This window comes from Pseudomonas sp. S4_EA_1b, from assembly GCF_016307435.1.
Lineage (GTDB): Bacteria > Pseudomonadota > Gammaproteobacteria > Pseudomonadales > Pseudomonadaceae > Aquipseudomonas > Aquipseudomonas rhodesiae.
On record NZ_JAEILC010000122.1, the window covers coordinates 1 to 14,828 of the forward strand.

Annotated in this window: 14 protein-coding genes; 9 read left to right on the plus strand and 5 right to left on the minus strand. The window is 54.7% G+C overall.

The features are described from left to right. Positions 1 to 93: 93 nt before the first annotated feature. Entirely contained in the window at positions 94 to 981 is an 888-nt protein-coding gene (locus YA0848_RS30445; protein WP_232925214.1) for a DinB/UmuC family translesion DNA polymerase, read from the plus strand. Between the two features lie 119 nt (positions 982 to 1,100). Here YA0848_RS30445 and YA0848_RS30450 read toward each other — a convergent pair whose 3' ends face one another. Continuing rightward, on the minus strand, positions 1,101 to 1,406 hold the full coding sequence (locus YA0848_RS30450) for a hypothetical protein (RefSeq protein ID WP_065327780.1): 306 nt from the start codon (positions 1,404 to 1,406) through the stop codon (positions 1,101 to 1,103). A gap of 64 nt (positions 1,407 to 1,470) precedes the next feature. After that, positions 1,471 to 1,893 carry a conjugative transfer protein MobI(A/C) gene (gene mobI, locus YA0848_RS30455; protein WP_065278529.1) on the minus strand — a complete coding sequence of 141 codons (423 nt, stop codon included), beginning with the start codon at positions 1,891 to 1,893 and terminating at the stop codon, positions 1,471 to 1,473. Between the two features lie 736 nt (positions 1,894 to 2,629). Here mobI and YA0848_RS30460 point away from each other — a divergent pair. Then, positions 2,630 to 3,652, plus strand: a complete 1,023-nt coding sequence (locus tag YA0848_RS30460) for a ParM/StbA family protein (protein ID WP_065327781.1) — start codon at positions 2,630 to 2,632, stop codon at positions 3,650 to 3,652. 211 nt (positions 3,653 to 3,863) lie between these two features. Here YA0848_RS30460 and YA0848_RS36475 read toward each other — a convergent pair whose 3' ends face one another. The 3 genes from YA0848_RS36475 to YA0848_RS30470 form a co-directional block, all read right to left on the minus strand. Then, positions 3,864 to 3,992 carry a hypothetical protein gene (locus tag YA0848_RS36475; RefSeq protein ID WP_269837080.1) on the minus strand — a complete coding sequence of 43 codons (129 nt, stop codon included), beginning with the start codon at positions 3,990 to 3,992 and terminating at the stop codon, positions 3,864 to 3,866. 451 nt (positions 3,993 to 4,443) lie between these two features. Beyond that, the gene (locus tag YA0848_RS30465) at positions 4,444 to 5,469 is read right to left on the minus strand and encodes an IS110 family transposase (RefSeq protein ID WP_198731479.1); all 1,026 of its coding nucleotides are present in this window, start codon (positions 5,467 to 5,469) and stop codon (positions 4,444 to 4,446) included. A gap of 115 nt (positions 5,470 to 5,584) precedes the next feature. Beyond that, entirely contained in the window at positions 5,585 to 6,277 is a 693-nt protein-coding gene (locus YA0848_RS30470) for a hypothetical protein (RefSeq protein WP_065327783.1), read from the minus strand. Positions 6,278 to 6,800: 523 nt separating this feature from the next. Between YA0848_RS30470 and YA0848_RS30475 the strand changes: the two genes are divergently transcribed. The 7 genes from YA0848_RS30475 to YA0848_RS30505 all read left to right on the plus strand — a co-directional run bounded on the left by YA0848_RS30475 (position 6,801) and on the right by YA0848_RS30505 (position 14,819). Beyond that, positions 6,801 to 7,358 (plus strand): transglycosylase SLT domain-containing protein, encoded by a 558-nt coding sequence (locus YA0848_RS30475; protein ID WP_065327784.1) that lies wholly within the window; start codon positions 6,801 to 6,803, stop codon positions 7,356 to 7,358. Between the two features lie 3 nt (positions 7,359 to 7,361). Continuing rightward, positions 7,362 to 7,874, plus strand: coding sequence for a hypothetical protein (locus YA0848_RS30480; protein ID WP_065327785.1), 513 nt, complete (start codon positions 7,362 to 7,364; stop codon positions 7,872 to 7,874). Further along, complete coding sequence (locus tag YA0848_RS30485) at positions 7,867 to 8,277, plus strand: hypothetical protein (RefSeq protein ID WP_065327786.1); 411 nt, start codon at positions 7,867 to 7,869, stop codon at positions 8,275 to 8,277. The genes YA0848_RS30480 and YA0848_RS30485 overlap by 8 nt, the downstream gene beginning before the upstream one ends. Position 8,278: 1 nt before the next feature. Then, complete coding sequence (locus YA0848_RS30490) at positions 8,279 to 9,064, plus strand: FlhC family transcriptional regulator (RefSeq protein WP_065327787.1); 786 nt, start codon at positions 8,279 to 8,281, stop codon at positions 9,062 to 9,064. Beyond that, complete coding sequence (locus YA0848_RS30495; RefSeq protein WP_065327788.1) at positions 9,064 to 10,512, plus strand: 3'-5' exonuclease; 1,449 nt, start codon at positions 9,064 to 9,066, stop codon at positions 10,510 to 10,512. The genes YA0848_RS30490 and YA0848_RS30495 overlap by 1 nt, the downstream gene beginning before the upstream one ends. Before the next feature lie 2,427 nt (positions 10,513 to 12,939). Beyond that, complete coding sequence (locus YA0848_RS30500; protein ID WP_083196042.1) at positions 12,940 to 13,854, plus strand: ParA family protein; 915 nt, start codon at positions 12,940 to 12,942, stop codon at positions 13,852 to 13,854. Beyond that, on the plus strand, positions 13,851 to 14,819 hold the full coding sequence (locus tag YA0848_RS30505) for a ParB/RepB/Spo0J family partition protein (RefSeq protein WP_083196041.1): 969 nt from the start codon (positions 13,851 to 13,853) through the stop codon (positions 14,817 to 14,819). The genes YA0848_RS30500 and YA0848_RS30505 overlap by 4 nt, the downstream gene beginning before the upstream one ends. Positions 14,820 to 14,828 lie beyond the last annotated feature (9 nt).

Consider the following 14,828-nt stretch of genomic DNA (forward strand, 5'->3'; position numbering starts at 1 on the left):
GGGTTGACATCTTTCCTTTAAATCGATGAGGGGTTCGCCATCTGCGACGGCATGTCGGATGAGCAGCTCCACTCGATGACCCTGGAGGCAGGCTTGCGCGTCAAGCAGTGGTGCGGACTCGGTACAGGCGCCGGCATCGGTCCGACTCTCACCCTGGCAAAACTGGCCTCCTACGCCGCTAAGCGGGTCACACGGTCGAGCCTCTGCAATCTGATGGGGGCTGATGACCGCCTTTCCCTCCTACGCCTGACTCCCGTCTCCGAGGTCTGGGGGATCGGGCCTTCCGTCACGAAGAAACTTCTCGCCCTGGGGATTAAGACCGCTGCCGAGTTCGCCGCCGCACCGAGACACGTACTGGAGCGAGAGTTTCCCGTCACGGTCATTCGGACGCAGCTAGAGCTCAACGGGATATGTGCGATCTCACTCGACGATCCCGGCACCCCTAGGCAGATGATCAACGTCTCTCGGTCCTTTGGTGTGCCTGTCACTTCAGTCGCCGAGCTTGCTAACGCGCTGGTGTCTTTTGTCTCCAGCGCTGCTACGAAATTACGTCGTCAGCAGTGCACTACGTCGTTCATGCGGGTGTATGCGCAATCTAGTCCGTTCAGCACCCGCGCAGCCCCGTACGCAAAAACGGTCACAGTGAAGTTTCGCTCACCTCTGGATGACTCTCGCGTGCTGGCGTCCTTGGTCTCTGAGGCAGCTGCGTCCGTATTTCGCTCTGGCGTTGAGTTCTCCAAAGCTGGGGTCTGCCTAATGGGCATTGCTCCGAATGGGGCTATGACTCAGGGGGAATTGTTCGGTCAGTCGTCAGCCGTCAGCTCGGACGTTATGTCGGCTTTGGATGGGATTAACGGGAAGTTCGGCCGGGGGACCATTGCGGTTGCCAGCGAATTCTCGGGGAAACGTTGGCGGGGAAAATCTGAGGATACGAGCCCGGCATTCAGCACAAAGCTCGCCGATTTGAAGACCGTGTACTAGTTCAGCTGCCATCCCTGCATCAGGAAGGGAGTCCAGGTCATGCGCCGAGCTGGCTTCCCCCCTATCCATTTTTTTGCCGACTGAACGCTCACCTTTCTCCTGATGCGACGAGTCGTTTGTTAGCGACTGGCGACAAGCGTCAGGTGGTTGCCACGCTGAGCGTCCTCGCGAGCCCATTGCTCCTGTATGCGCGTGGCCACTTCGGCCTGCCGCGGGAGAAGCGGTAGAAACTCGTCGTCCTGCGCAGACTCGACAACCGGCTGACCGCCTTCAGCGATGTACCGCATCGGATCACTGAGAAAGACAGAGAGCGGCACATGCATCAGGCCAGCGGTCTTGGCCTCGAAGTAGATGTCGGCCCAGCTGTCGAGTTGATCCGCCGGGATGGAGAGGTCGCCGCTTACGAAGATTGGGGTGAGTGCCATGTCGAAATACCTGTTTGGTTGGAGATACGTCTCTACCTTACCGCCATCGCCAAAACTGCAACCCCTACCACTCAACCTTCGTTCCCAGCCTCATATGCCTCTCAAGATCGCGACGCATAGTCCGGTTCTCCTTCATCAGCTGGCGGTAGATCTCGAACTCATCCTCGTACCGGTTGAACATCTCCTCTAGCCAGGCCTCCATCCTTCCCATCTGGGCCCGCGAGAAACGAGGGTAGCCACCCTTACCCTTTGGCACCCTGTTTTTGAATGGCTTCTCCTGCGGGCCGTGCTCGTGTTTTTTGTAGGCAAAACGAAGCCAGTAGATGTCCACGCTGTTTCCCCTGCGCGAGATCGCGACACCCCTGAAAAGCGTCTTACCCGACGCCCTCGCCTCCACCCAAAATCTGTCCCTCGCATCGAGGGCCTTCGCATAGACAATTTCGAAGTACTCATCCAGGCCTTGGATGAGTTTTTCAGCTGAATGCATCACGGGAAAAAATCTCCATAAACTATCTATATCGCAATTTCACTTACATGCTCTCTATCGTCAACCATGCGTTCGCCGGTCCCAGATGCATGCCGAAGCGTCCAAAAAAACTGCGTTGATTCTGCCTATCCTCTATCTATGTCGCAAACAAATCTGTATGCGCCATATGGCGATTTCCCCATCTCGCGAATAAGCATTCTTCTTTGTATGCCCTATCTATGGAGCATACAAATTTGTATTCCCCATAACGTTGCGAGCCACGGGAAAGCAAAGATAGAAGCGCATACAAATCTGCATGCGCTATCTATATCGCATACAGATTGCTATGCACTGTGGCTAGGCCATTGCGGTGCCTGATCGGCGGAACGCATTTCTGGACGCACTTCTTACGCTGAGCACCCTCGAAAACACTCTCCAGGGAGAGGCGATTTCTCGGAAATTGGCGTGGCCCTACCAGAGAGAAAATGTGGCCCATCTCCAGGGCCGGATTGGGGGGTTGCATATTTGAAAACCGTGGCAGGCTGTTCCTAGTCGAGCAGTAGTCGATCCGCAGAGGCGCCTTAGTCGACTGTTTGTCGACCAAGCCGATCAAGGCAAGGCTCGCGCAGGGCTTTCCATCTCTTGTCGATCAATAGTCGACATTTTGAGCGGCTGAGGGCGAAAGCGGGGCGATGTACTCGGAAAACATCTGCAGAGCTGCAGAACAAGCAACAGCCATTAGGGCTTAGGAGAAGCAATGAGCAGAAAGAGCGAAGCACAAGCACCCAAACTGATCGTCGGCTGGGATTGCGGGTACTCGAACGGGAAGCTGGCCTACGGCCTGTCCACTGACGAGGAGCCTACCCTCCTGGTACGTCCGGCTCAGGCGGCACCGATCAGCCAGCTGCATGGCAGCATGGCTCTCAAACCAGGCGAGTACGCCGTGGAAGTAAACGGTGAGCCGTGGGCGGCGTTCCTCGATCCAGGACGCGCACGTCTTAATCGAGAGCTGCACGGCGACTATCCGGCGACCGATCCCTACAAAGCTCTGTACCACGCCGCACTGATTGCTTCGTGCCAGGACGGTAACGTGGTTGACCGTCTCGTAACCGGCCTGCCTACGGCTCAAGCGCGAGACGCGAAACTCGTTGAAGCGCTGACGAAGCGGCTGACGGGCATTCATCAAGTAGCGCCGAAGCGGACGATTGAGGTCCGCGAGGTTGAGGTAATTGCTCAGCCGGTAGGTACCCTCTGTGAGATCAACAGCTACCACGAAGATGCCGATCTGTTCGCTGAGGCAAACCTGCTCGTCCTCGATCCTGGTTTCTTCAGCGTTGACTGGGTCATGTTCCGCCGCGGCGACATTCAGCGCGACTCGTCGAGCACGTCCCTGGACGCTATGAGTGTCGTCCTGGACGCCATCAATGAAGAGTTCGCTATGGAGCACGGCGGCGAGGGACCTGGTCGCGACAAGCTCGAGATCGCCATGCAAAACAATCGGGACACCGTCCTCATGTTCGGCGAACGCATCGCTCTGGCCCCGTATGTGGATCGTGCCATGGGCAAAGTCGCACCTCGCGCTCTGTCCAACCTCAAGGAGCAAATGCGCTTCATGGAGGGTGAGGCTCTCGACTTCATCCTGCTTGGCGGTGGCGGCGCTCGGTTCTATAAAGACGCGGCCCAGTACCTCTTCCCCAAGGCCAAGGTGATCGTTGCCGACAACAACGTGACCTCCAACGCCTCTGGCTACTGGTTCCACGGAAAGAACAGCGTCGTTTAAAGGAGCGGGAAGATGTCTGGCGGCGAAATCAAGATGCTTGCAACGGTATCCGAGTCCACATACACACGGCTCTATCGCGAGCTCGCTGCGCTCCCTGAGCGTAAACGGGTCAAACGGTTGATCGTGCTTGCCCAAATCGGGCAGATAGCGGAAATGGCGGCCATGGGGCATCAACTGCTGCCCGCCCAGGACCTCCCCTCTCCGACCGTACCTACAGTCGCAGCTCCAACTGCGGCTGTAGCCTCAGCACCGGCAGCACCAACACCAACACCAACACCGCGGGAGCCGGCTCCGCCGGCACCTGAGCAAACTCCTGCCCCGGCAATCGAACCGGTTGCACCACCTCCTCCACCTGCCGAGAGTGAGAGACCAGGGACTGGGGATGCTTTAGCTGAAGACGTGAACGGCGCTGGACACCAGCGGCCGACCACTGAAGCCGCGACAGCAAATGAACCTATCCACGGACAGCAGCCCTCAGCTGCACGAAAACCCCGACGGTCTGGCCACGGATTCAAAGTGGGTATGACGTAACAAAAATCTATGGTCACCCCCGTTTTTGCAATACTGATCAGTGATGAGTGTTTGGCTTGCCTAAATCTATCCGGCGTCTGTATGGGGCATGCCCCGCGCCACGATGAGAGTCGCGCCTGACGATCCTGAAAAGCCCGTCGGCTTCAAGAGCCGATTTTTGTGCCAGGTTCTTCGTCAGGCCGGTGTGCCGTTCACGTCATCAGTTGTTCAGCGTCGCAAAACCTGAAAGGGTGTTTCGTGGTACAGCTGTAACCGCAGGGTCAAGCGGCGTAAGCGCTCGGCCCTGCTTCAAATTCCGAGTGATTGGCCGTCATCGCCCAGGCAATACGGGCCAGTTTGTTCGCCAAGGCGCACACCACTACATTCGAGTGGCGACGCTCGCGCAATGAGCGTACCCAGTCGGCCAAGGCTCCTTTTTGGAACTCCAGATGCTGGAGATAGACCCTGGCGCACTGCACCAGCAGACGGCGCAAGTTCTTGTCGCCACGCTTGCTGATACCCAGGAGGTTGGCTCTACCGCCGGTACTGTACTGACGGGGTACCAGTCCGACTGCGGCCGCGAAGTCTCGGCTACAGCCGAATTGCTTGCCGTCCCCCATTTCTGCCGATAGCAGACTCGCCGTGATCGGACCAACGCACGGGATGGTCAGCAGGCGAGAGCCGAGATCATCTTCGGCAAGTTGCTCGGTCATCTCCCTGTCCAGCTCCTTGATCTGTTCATCCAGATAGCAGAAGTGCTGGTGCAGTCGGCTCAACAGGGAAACCAACCGAGGGGGTAGCGGGTGTTCGTCCAGCGTGACGGGCAGCCGCCTGACCAACGAAAGCCCTTTGGGCAGGCTGATGCCAAACTCCAGCAGAAAACCATGGGTCTGGTTGGCGGTTTTCGTCCGGTCACGCACGAGGGAGTCGCGCATCCGATGCAGTACGGACAGCGTTTGCTGAGCCTCGGTCTTCGGCGTCACGAAACGCATCGTCGGTCGGGACGCCGCCTCGCAGATCGCTTCGGCATCGATGAAGTCGTTCTTGTTGCCCTTGACGAACGGACGCACGAACTGAGGCGAGATCAGTTTCACCTCATGTCCGAATGATTTCAGTTGGCGAGCGATGAAATGCGAGCCGGCGCAGGCTTCCATCACCACCATGCAACTCGGCAGGTTGCCTAGGAATCGCATCATTTGCAGACGTGTCGTCTTCTTGCGGAAGACCTCGCGTCCGGACTTGTCCTGTCCGTGCAGATGAAAGCTGTGCTTGCCGAGATCGATACCTACCAGCGTTGCAGTGTTCATGATGATGGTCTCCGTGAATAAAACACCCTGCCAAAGCCTAACCCTGGCAGGGTGTGGGGGTGACCATCTCATTAGCCCGCCAATTGGCGGGCTTTTCATTTGGATAGAAGGCTACTTAGAGTCGATTCATGCTTATGCGCAGGAAGATCTTCCCGACTACCGCCGTGCCTTTGCTGTTCATCGCGCCTGTAGAGTCCAGTGTAACCGTCGTACCCACGATGTTGACGTTCGTGGAGGTAAGTGCAAACCCCGAGGATACAGGCGATGCGAGCCGCATGATCACCGTGTCACGAATGCAAATGAGAAAGCAGCCTTCGTGAAGAAACTTGGTGTCCGTGTCGACCAGAGCGATGCTTCCTTGATCCAGCGTTCCCTGAAGGGCATCCGAGTTGATGTACATCGCTCGGACTTTCTCTGGATTAACGCCATGAGACTGAATCAGGCGTTTAGGCAGTGGCAGAGATTTGATCGGCAGGTCCGAGTCTCTGCTCGTTCGCCTCACATCCGCAAACCCCTGGCTGATTGCTAGCGACTCAGGTGTATGAATCGTCAGGGTGATCGTTTCCTCGGCGTCAGCGATGAGGGCGCCGGTAGCGAGGTACTCAACGGTTGTACGCAGAGCCTTGGCAAGCAAAATCAATGTCAAACGATTGCACTCAGAACCTTTGTAAACAATGTTCTTGGTCGTGCTCTCGTTGCGGCTGATTAACTGAGCCAATTGCTTCGGCTTGATATCAAGAAGCTCCATCCGCTCCTGGACGCGCTTCATGAAAGCGTCAACGGAAATATCTTCTGATGCGTATTGCATGGCTTCTTAAAGCTCTCACTGTCACACACATTTAGCCGGTGGATGTCCGCTTATGGCCGAAATCCATTCCCCATGAGGCGCAGCTCTATGACTGCTATCGCCACTGGCATATCAGAAAGCCACCACAGTATAGGGTCTAAAAATGACCTGTGTGAGTGTCAATCAACGTCTTGAAAGCTGCAATTAAACCCAATTAAGGGGGCGAAAGGCAAATTGCCGCCAAATTGCGCCTACCTGAGTAGGGTCATAATCATTGCGACCATAGGGTCACATTTACTGACCCTGTATTTCGGAATTTGTGCCCCTCGTTGACCAAATACACCCCCTCACAAGGCAAAAAAGGGTAACAAGGCCTCATTTCTCGCATGAGTTCCGTGCCGTTCGTCGGATTACGTCAATTTTCAAGCGTCAAATGACCCACTTAAGGGTCATTTGTCACCGAACCTTCTTGAAACATACCGCTACACGAGTAGAATCCCGCCCCATATCAGGGTCAGATTTTCCTGCTTTCTAGGGTCGGATTATGAAATGGATACCGGTTTTAACGCTTTCAGCCACATTAGCAGCGCTTTTTCAGGCGCCTGCTGAAGCGTTTACGTTGAAAGGAACGGTCTGGGAGCGGCAATCCCAGCGCTACTGCAAGGTCGACCCAAAGCTGCTCTATGCAGTAGCCCTGGTCGAATCGAAGCGGTACTCCGGACGCATCGTTAATCCGAATCCTCTGGCCCTCAATATCGCGGACAAACCGCACCACCCAGCCTCTCTCAGCCAAGCTAAGCAACTACTGCGTGATGGGTTGCAGAAGACGCGGAGCATCGCTGTAGGGGCTATGCAGATCAGCATCAGATGGAATGGCGAGCGTGTCGCCAACCCTGAAGATCTGCTGGATCTTGAGACCAATGTACGCATCGGTACGCAGGTGCTGTGCGAGATGATCGATGGGCAGCACGGTGATCTGGAACTGGCCATCGGCCGATACCACACCCCAAACCCAGAACTCGAGTCGGTGGCTCGCGAGTATGGACGCAACGTCCTGACGATCTGGCGCCGCCTGATCCTCCTTGAAAGTAAGGAGGCCTGAGCCATGCTCGATAATTACGCGCTGAACCTAGTCCTACACACAGCAAAAGACTGGGCATCTACGAACAACGGCTCATTCGGTCGTTTCTTCTCGCTTGATCAGGTCGATCGTCAATGGCTACTCGACTGTTCTGATGCAGACCTCCAGAGCCTGGCCGACCTTCCAACCTCGATCATCCAGGTAAACCTCGACGAGATACGCCCGAAAGAGTTGGCGGGAAGCGCAGTAATGCCAACGGCAGAAGTCGCGGCCATCAGTGGGATTCTGGGTGCCATCGCCGAGAACATTCGCAGCAACGTCCGGGTCGGCATGATCGCATGGGGAATTAGCTCCAAAACCAATGCAGATTGGCTCTGCAATAGCAGCCTCAAAGACCGAATCGCTTTGGCATCCCAGGGGAAAGTCACCTTCTCCCCCCGCACTCCCTTCAACCGCATCGCTCGCCAAAATCAGTCAGGCACGGACCTAATGGCCAACCTCATGCGGATTCTTTCCGGAGGGAAAGTCAGTGGCTGATTCCAAGCTAGCACTTCGCATGGGCCAAGCCGGCTTTAGCGACACGATTATTCGAATTCAGACGGGTATCTCAGTAGGACCAGCCGCGGCTGTTCACCTTGCCCGTAAAGCGTCGGTTACCCAGCTGGTACCCGCCCTCCCCTCTTTTGATTCCATCGTCTTCGAGTCGACTCAGGCCCAAGCAGCAATCGGCCTGGTTATGAATTACCTCGAACACTGGGATTCAGCTGACTTTGAAGTAGGGGTTGATGCCCTGATCACAGCTCACAGCCAGTCGGTGAGCGAGCAAAACGAATTCCCGCTGACCCTTGAAGAAGCCTGGGTCATCGCCCGCGAATGCCGCTGCCTAGGCAGTGCTGAAGTTCTCAACCTCCTCTTCTCCCGCTTAAACCAGGATTGCTGATATGGACACCACTCTTGACATTCGCATGGCCCGCTGCGGTTTTCGTTCCGCCATCATTCGCGCCCAGACAGGACTGACCCGGAAACAGGTCGCGAGTTTGAGAAAGCGGCTTGGCATTGTTGGCCCGGCCGAATCTGGTCCTTTGCCGCAAGCTCACAGCATCCTGAGCGGGAAGGCTAAGGCTATGGAAGCCAGTCTGTTCATGCTGAACTACCTGTATCTGGCGAAAACGCCACGAGTCGATGTAGATATCGATGCAGTGATCGCGGCACACGACCAGTATTTCCACTGCCATGCAGCAATCCGAAACGATCAAGTGGACCTGGACAACTTCCTCGATATCGACGACGCATGGGTAGTCGCCCGCGACTACCGTGCGCTCGAGGTCATGATGCGCTCCTGCAGCGGGTGCCATATCCAGTTCGTTTCAAGCATCCATGACAGCCGCCAGTGCTGCCCGATCTGCAATGGGGCGGTCGTTCGAACCGATCTGTTCTCCTGTGACGCCCAAGCCGTTGTTACCGAGCGCTCGGTTCCTGAGCTGATTGAGCTCTCTGCGCTCGTAATGCAATTCAAGCACTGGGGATGCACCGAGACCGAGATTTGCAAGGATCATGGTCTTAACAGTGATGAATACGCTCTCTGCCTGGCCCTACCGAAACTTACCAACGCTCACCTCGCGTCTATCACTAATCGTTTTGCTACTGGTGTAGATCTGCTCTCTACCTTCAAGCAGGAAGGCATCGGCGCTATGAAGGCCTCTCCGGCGGCCCTGGCGGTGGCGTAATGCACTCCCCTACCGAAGAGCAGGCCGCGATCGAAAAAGCTGCTGTTCAGCTTCTAGAGAAGCCAAGGGGCATAATCAAAACGGTTGCCGGAGCTGGTTGTGGTAAGACCACAACCCTCCAAGGCGCAGCCAGGGGCTGCAAAGAAGCCGGCGCTCGCCGGCTTTGTTATTTGGCCTACAACAAGCCGCTGGTTGACGACGGGAAGGAGCGATTCAACAACCTTGCCAGCGTCAGAACCTTCAACAGCATGGCTTTTGAAGCAACAGCAGCGCTAAAGTCGGGACGGAAAACAGGTAATCTGTATCCATCCCATATTGTTCAAGCTTTTGATTTAAGAAGCAAAAAGCTCCCAATCGACGCTGACAACTTCAGCAAGATAATCCTTCAGACAGTCTCTGCTTTCTGCAATAGCAGCTCTACCTCTGTGCTTGCTTCCCACCTGCCCGCCTGGGTCAAGGACCCTGTGGTTGGTGGCTTGGCAGTCCAATATGCCTCTGTGCTCTTCCAGGGCGTGCGCGTAGGGCAGAATACGGTGCTACCCCTCCCCCACGAGGTTTACCTCAAGGAATGGCATCTGCAGGGCTGCCCAGGCCTATCCAGCTTTGACATGGTGCTATTGGATGAGGCTCAAGATGCCAACGGCGTCCTGCTTGGCTGTCTGGCGTACGCCCAGAGGGCCGTGGTGGTTGCTGACTCAGCCCAACAGCTATACGCCTACAAGGGCGCCCAGGACGCAATGCTGAAGATTCCTGGGGCCGGATACCCCCTATCTCTTTCTTTCCGTTTCGGGCCGGATATCGCCTCTGTAGCAAACCGAATTCTGAGTGCTAAGTCTAACCCTCCGCCGATACGGCTTAGAGGTCTTGCGGGAAAAGAAACTCGAATTGGAAAACTCCGGCATGGAACTTCTCACACCAAGATTTTCAGACACAACGTTTCCATAGCCCGTGACGCAATGGTCCTTGCTGATCTCCGTACGCCATTCTCTATTGTCGGCGACATGCAGGATCTGAAAGAAAAGATCATCAGCGCCAACGCTTTGATGCAACGGAACCACCGCGAAATCAGGCATCCGGCTTACTCTCAATTTAAGAATTGGGGCGAATTTGATGATTGGGCAGCTGAGCACCCAGACTCTGAAGTGTCCCAGGCTGGGATGCTGGCAAGTGAATACGGTGAACGAGTTGATGATCTGATTCGGATCCTCTCAGGAAGCGGGCAATCGCACCACCCTGAGGTAACCCTTACAGGTGTCTACCGTGCAAAAGGCCGGGAATGGAACAACATAGTCATTGCCTCTGACTTCGACTCCAAGCTCGAAACCCTCGCTCGCCGCGGGAAAGGTCACCAACTCGATGAGGAACTCAACCTGCTCTACGTGGCCTCAACTCGTGTTAAAGCATTGCTGGAGAGCCAATCTCAATTTCTTGATCGACTGATTCGCTAGCCCCCTCCCCTACTCCCACAAAAACTACCCGCTACGGCGGGTATTTTATTGTCCATAGAAACCATCAGTACTCCCCCGCCCTGCTGTCGAGTGTTAGTCAGTCTTTTGTCGATCATTTGTCGATGTTTTGGATGGCTTGAACGCCGTCAGGCCGACCCCCCCCCTTTTTAGGATTGCCTACCCCGATTAGTCGATGCTTAGTCGACTGTTAGTCGATCTTTTGTAAAAGCGTTGGATGGCTACAACGCGGCGCGACCTGACTATGAGGTAATATTCCCCAATCAGTCTGGCCAGACCCTCCAGGGCTGCGGTATTGCATTCACCATCTAATGTTTCGGTAATTCAGCCTCTACACCCTTCTACCTCACCATGAGGTAGTAGCTCCCAGTCCCAGACTGGGACTAGCCCCCCCCAGCAGTAAATCGAGGTGTATGATTTTTAGGACAACATGACTTTATCCCAGACTGGGACAGGCGCTTGTCCTTCTTCTTAAATTACCCGCTCCCTCCTGAACATCTCATTGTTACGGTTGCTCCCTTCACTACCAGGTCCAGGGTCAGTCCATAAGTGAGGGAGCCGGCGCCCCAGGCTGGGTCTGTGTTGGTACTAACCTTTGTCTTAATTTTTAGTTCTCACGCAAGGGATTCTTACCTGAGCAAAACGCAGATTTAAGCAGCTCCGGACGTTGGTTAACTCGACAAGCATGGTTCTCTCGCAATTCCAAAACAAAGGGAAGTCGCACCAGGGTGCTCCCTCCAATTCACAGTCACCGGCATGAATGAACCCCACTCCGTCTATTGCAGGCCGAATTGACATGGAGGTGATCCCCAGTCCGGGGCCGAGAGTTCTTGGATGTTAGCCGCGATCCCGATACAGGGTAATTTCCGTTCCAGCCGTAGACTCTTGATCCACGCCCATCATTAACTCCAAGTAGCCAGTTCCAGAGTGATGATGGCCAGCGCGGGAAAGCAAGGCATGGTGAATTTGGCAGTCCCAGACTGGGACAAGGCTTGCTCATACAACTGCCCATCCAAGGATGGGGCTGATGGCATGCGATTAAGACAAAGCGCTGAAGTATTAGGTGGCCAGTTTCTGGGACTTAACATTTAGTGTCAGACGATTCTTCCGCCTTTGATTAACCCGCTCCAGGTAATCACAGCCACTCAGCCTGTATAAATGCAGGCCCGCCTGGAAACGATAACCGCCATTGAACTGGCATCGGTTAAAACAAATCAGTTTCAAACTGGGTCTGGCAATGGATTGCCTTCCGAGCCAAGCCGCCCAAGGCCGGGAGATGGCACTTCTCTAACATGTGGCCTGTCCCAGTCTGGGACTGCGCTTTAAGTAGCATCACATTCTTCAGCTGGATCAAAATCAACAGGAACACTCAGCCACTCCAAATGTTAAAAGGCAGCCTCAGCCTGGGACGCCACTTCCTTAGGAACTGGCATTGGTGTTCAAACAAACCAGTCCCAGACTGGGACTGACCATGGATCGCATTCCGAAGGATGCCGCACAAGGCCGGTGGGAATGCATACCTCTTACGTGCGGATTGTCCCAGTCTGGGACTGCTCTTGAAGTGGCAACTCTCTCTTCAGCCTGGGCCAGATTCCGGAGAGCCGCTCAGCCGCCTAAACTGTCAATAAGGCTGTCCCAGCCTAGGACGTCACTGCCTTGGAACTGGTATTGGCGCTCAAACAAGCCATCCCCAGACTGGGACCGGCTATGGGATCGACTACCTAGGCATGCCGCTCAAGACCGGGGGGAATGCATTCCTCTTACGTGTAGCTTGTCCCAGTCTGGGACTACTCTTGAAGTAACAGCCTTCTCTTCAGCCTGGATCCGAACCCCCAGAAACGCTCAGCTACACAAACAGAAAAGAAGACAGTCCCAGACTGGGACCGACTCCCCACCGCCTTATTAGATGTCTCTAGCGCCAATCGCTGTCCCAGTCTGGGACAAAGGCATTAGTAGCCGCAGAACCATCAACAGAAGCAAGAATGGCCGGTGAAGCTCAGGCTGCATAAATCAGCCCTGACGTGGGCCACCAACTGCCATATGGACTGCAATAGGGCTTCAAACAAAGCGTCCCAGACTGGGACTGGCTATTGCAGCCGTAAAGAGGGAATGGAAGGTTCAGGCTGTCCCAGTCTGGGACTGGTAGATTGTGAACGAGATAGTAGAGGCTTCCCTAACGCTCTACGCCTCAGGCTGCATGGGAAATCACATCCAGCACCACCTGGCACACAAGTAACAGGACAATGCCATTCAAAATCAAGCCTGACATCCAAGAAAGGATCTCGATGCTCAACCAGTTTGATACCAATAAAGGAACAGATCGGCGTGACATGCTGATAAAAATCGCCATAATGGCTTAGACGATACAAAGCAAAACGCCCTGTATTTTTATGCTCAATGGAGTGATTTATGTCGAAACAAGCAGCAGCTGCTCAGATCGACTCGCCAAAACATCCTGCCGATCCACTCGTTGACGCCATCGCCGAGGTGATACACGGAGCTGAGGAGTCCCAGACTGAGACTCGAATTCTCGCCATCGCCAATCACAAGGGTGGTGTGGGGAAAACGACGACGGCTGTGAACTTGGCTGACTGCCTGGCTCAGCGTGGGAATTGGGTACTTGTCGTGGATCTCGATCCTCAGACAAACGCCTCTCAACATATCGGCAAAACGCACCCTGCACGTGTCGTTTACAACGCTTGCGAGCTGTTGAGTAACCACAAAACTGAAATTCGATCGTTCATTTACGAGGACACAACCATTGATGGAGTGCACCTCATCTATGGCTCCATCTCCCTGGAGAACGTCGATGAAGTCATCAAAAACGAATACCCGCGGCCAGTCGAGGTGCTCAAGGAGCGGCTGAAGCCTCTCATAGGGGCGTACGACTACATCATCATCGACTGCCCGCCGTCGCTGAAGCTTCTTACTCAAAACGCCATTGCTGCTGCAACGCACTACATCGTCCCAGTTGAGTCGGGTGCACCTTATGCAATTAATGGCCTTGACGACCTCAAGCGCCGTGTCGAAAAAGTGATGCTTGTAAACGAATCCCTCAACTTCCTGGGAGCTCTCCTAATCAAGCATGACGAGCGGCATGTGCTGTGCCGCGAGAACGAAGCTGATGCCATAGAACTCTTTGGAAAGCTCATTCCAGTGAAAATATCTACAACCACCAAGGTCAATCAGTCGATTGCACAGAAGGTGTCAGTTCGCATGGCTGAACGTAATAACAAAGTTTCAAAGCAATACCAGGAGTTGGCTGACTACATTGCAGAAGTAACTGCAGGCCAGGGCCTGAAGGCAGGGGAGGGCGCCAAATGAGCCAGCAAGCCGCAGAAACCAAGAAGCCTCAGCAGGGCGCTAAACCGGCCGGCACAACTGCAGGCGCCAAACCACGTCGACCGAACCCGCTGATTGGGTCCCTTTCGAAAGGTGCAGCAGCTCATCGGGAAGGCAATGAAAGTAGCGGTATCAACAACGATACAGACAGCAAGCTTGCCAAGAGCATACCTGTAGAGCTGATTGATCCCAGCCCCTGGCAGCCTCGCAGAACCTTCAATGAAAAGAAATTGAAGGAGTTGGCCGAGCTCATCGATGCACAAGGACTCTTGCAGCCTATCGAGGTTCGCGCCGTAAACAATCGGTACCAGCTGGTATCCGGCGAACGCCGTCTACGAGCTCACAAGCTACTCCAGCAACGTTTCATCCAAGCCTTCGTCATCGTCATCACAGACGAAGAGGCCTCCGCACGAGCACTCGTAGAGAATCTTGGTCGGGAAAACCTGACTGACTTTGAGGTATACCTGAGCATCAAGCGTCACTTGAAGGACTTCGGTGAGCACTTTGGATATGACCACTGGGGCATGGCCAAGAGTACGTACTTCCGCTTGATGGCGTTCGATTACTTCCCGCCAGCGGTTAATGATTTGCTTGCAGACTATCCTGAGCTCGTTAGTGCATACGCTGCCGATGAAGCTAAACGGTTAATCAACAGCGAGGTCGAGAAGGGCGCAGAGAAGGGCAAATACGACACCGCCCTTAAGACCCTGGTGCAACAAGCCATTGACGGCGGCAAAAAACTAACAAATCTGGCTTCACAGATTTTCACCTTCCTCAATCCCAACAAAACGCTTCCAAACAAAACCGAACTCAAGTTCCAGGGAGCAAAGGCTGGGGAGATCACTAAAAAAGCTAACCACACTCAACTGAAGCTGAATCATTCAGCTTTCAACGAGGAGAAACTGGCTAGACTTGAGTCCTTTATTTCAGATCTCCTGAACGAATAGGAGCCCTCC

Excerpts from the sequence above, each read along its gene's own strand:
- YA0848_RS30450 (WP_065327780.1), bottom strand. The coding sequence starts at position 1,406 with ATGGCACTCACCCCAATCTTCGTAAGCGGCGACCTCTCCATCCCGGCG.
- mobI (WP_065278529.1), bottom strand. The coding sequence starts at position 1,893 with ATGCATTCAGCTGAAAAACTCATCCAAGGCCTGGATGAGTACTTCGAA.
- YA0848_RS30460 (WP_065327781.1), top strand. The coding sequence starts at position 2,630 with ATGAGCAGAAAGAGCGAAGCACAAGCACCCAAACTGATCGTCGGCTGG.
- YA0848_RS30465 (WP_198731479.1), bottom strand. The coding sequence starts at position 5,469 with ATGAACACTGCAACGCTGGTAGGTATCGATCTCGGCAAGCACAGCTTT.
- YA0848_RS30470 (WP_065327783.1), bottom strand. The coding sequence starts at position 6,277 with ATGCAATACGCATCAGAAGATATTTCCGTTGACGCTTTCATGAAGCGC.
- YA0848_RS30475 (WP_065327784.1), top strand. The coding sequence starts at position 6,801 with ATGAAATGGATACCGGTTTTAACGCTTTCAGCCACATTAGCAGCGCTT.
- YA0848_RS30480 (WP_065327785.1), top strand. The coding sequence starts at position 7,362 with ATGCTCGATAATTACGCGCTGAACCTAGTCCTACACACAGCAAAAGAC.
- YA0848_RS30490 (WP_065327787.1), top strand. The coding sequence starts at position 8,279 with ATGGACACCACTCTTGACATTCGCATGGCCCGCTGCGGTTTTCGTTCC.
- YA0848_RS30495 (WP_065327788.1), top strand. The coding sequence starts at position 9,064 with ATGCACTCCCCTACCGAAGAGCAGGCCGCGATCGAAAAAGCTGCTGTT.
- YA0848_RS30500 (WP_083196042.1), top strand. The coding sequence starts at position 12,940 with ATGTCGAAACAAGCAGCAGCTGCTCAGATCGACTCGCCAAAACATCCT.
- YA0848_RS30505 (WP_083196041.1), top strand. The coding sequence starts at position 13,851 with ATGAGCCAGCAAGCCGCAGAAACCAAGAAGCCTCAGCAGGGCGCTAAA.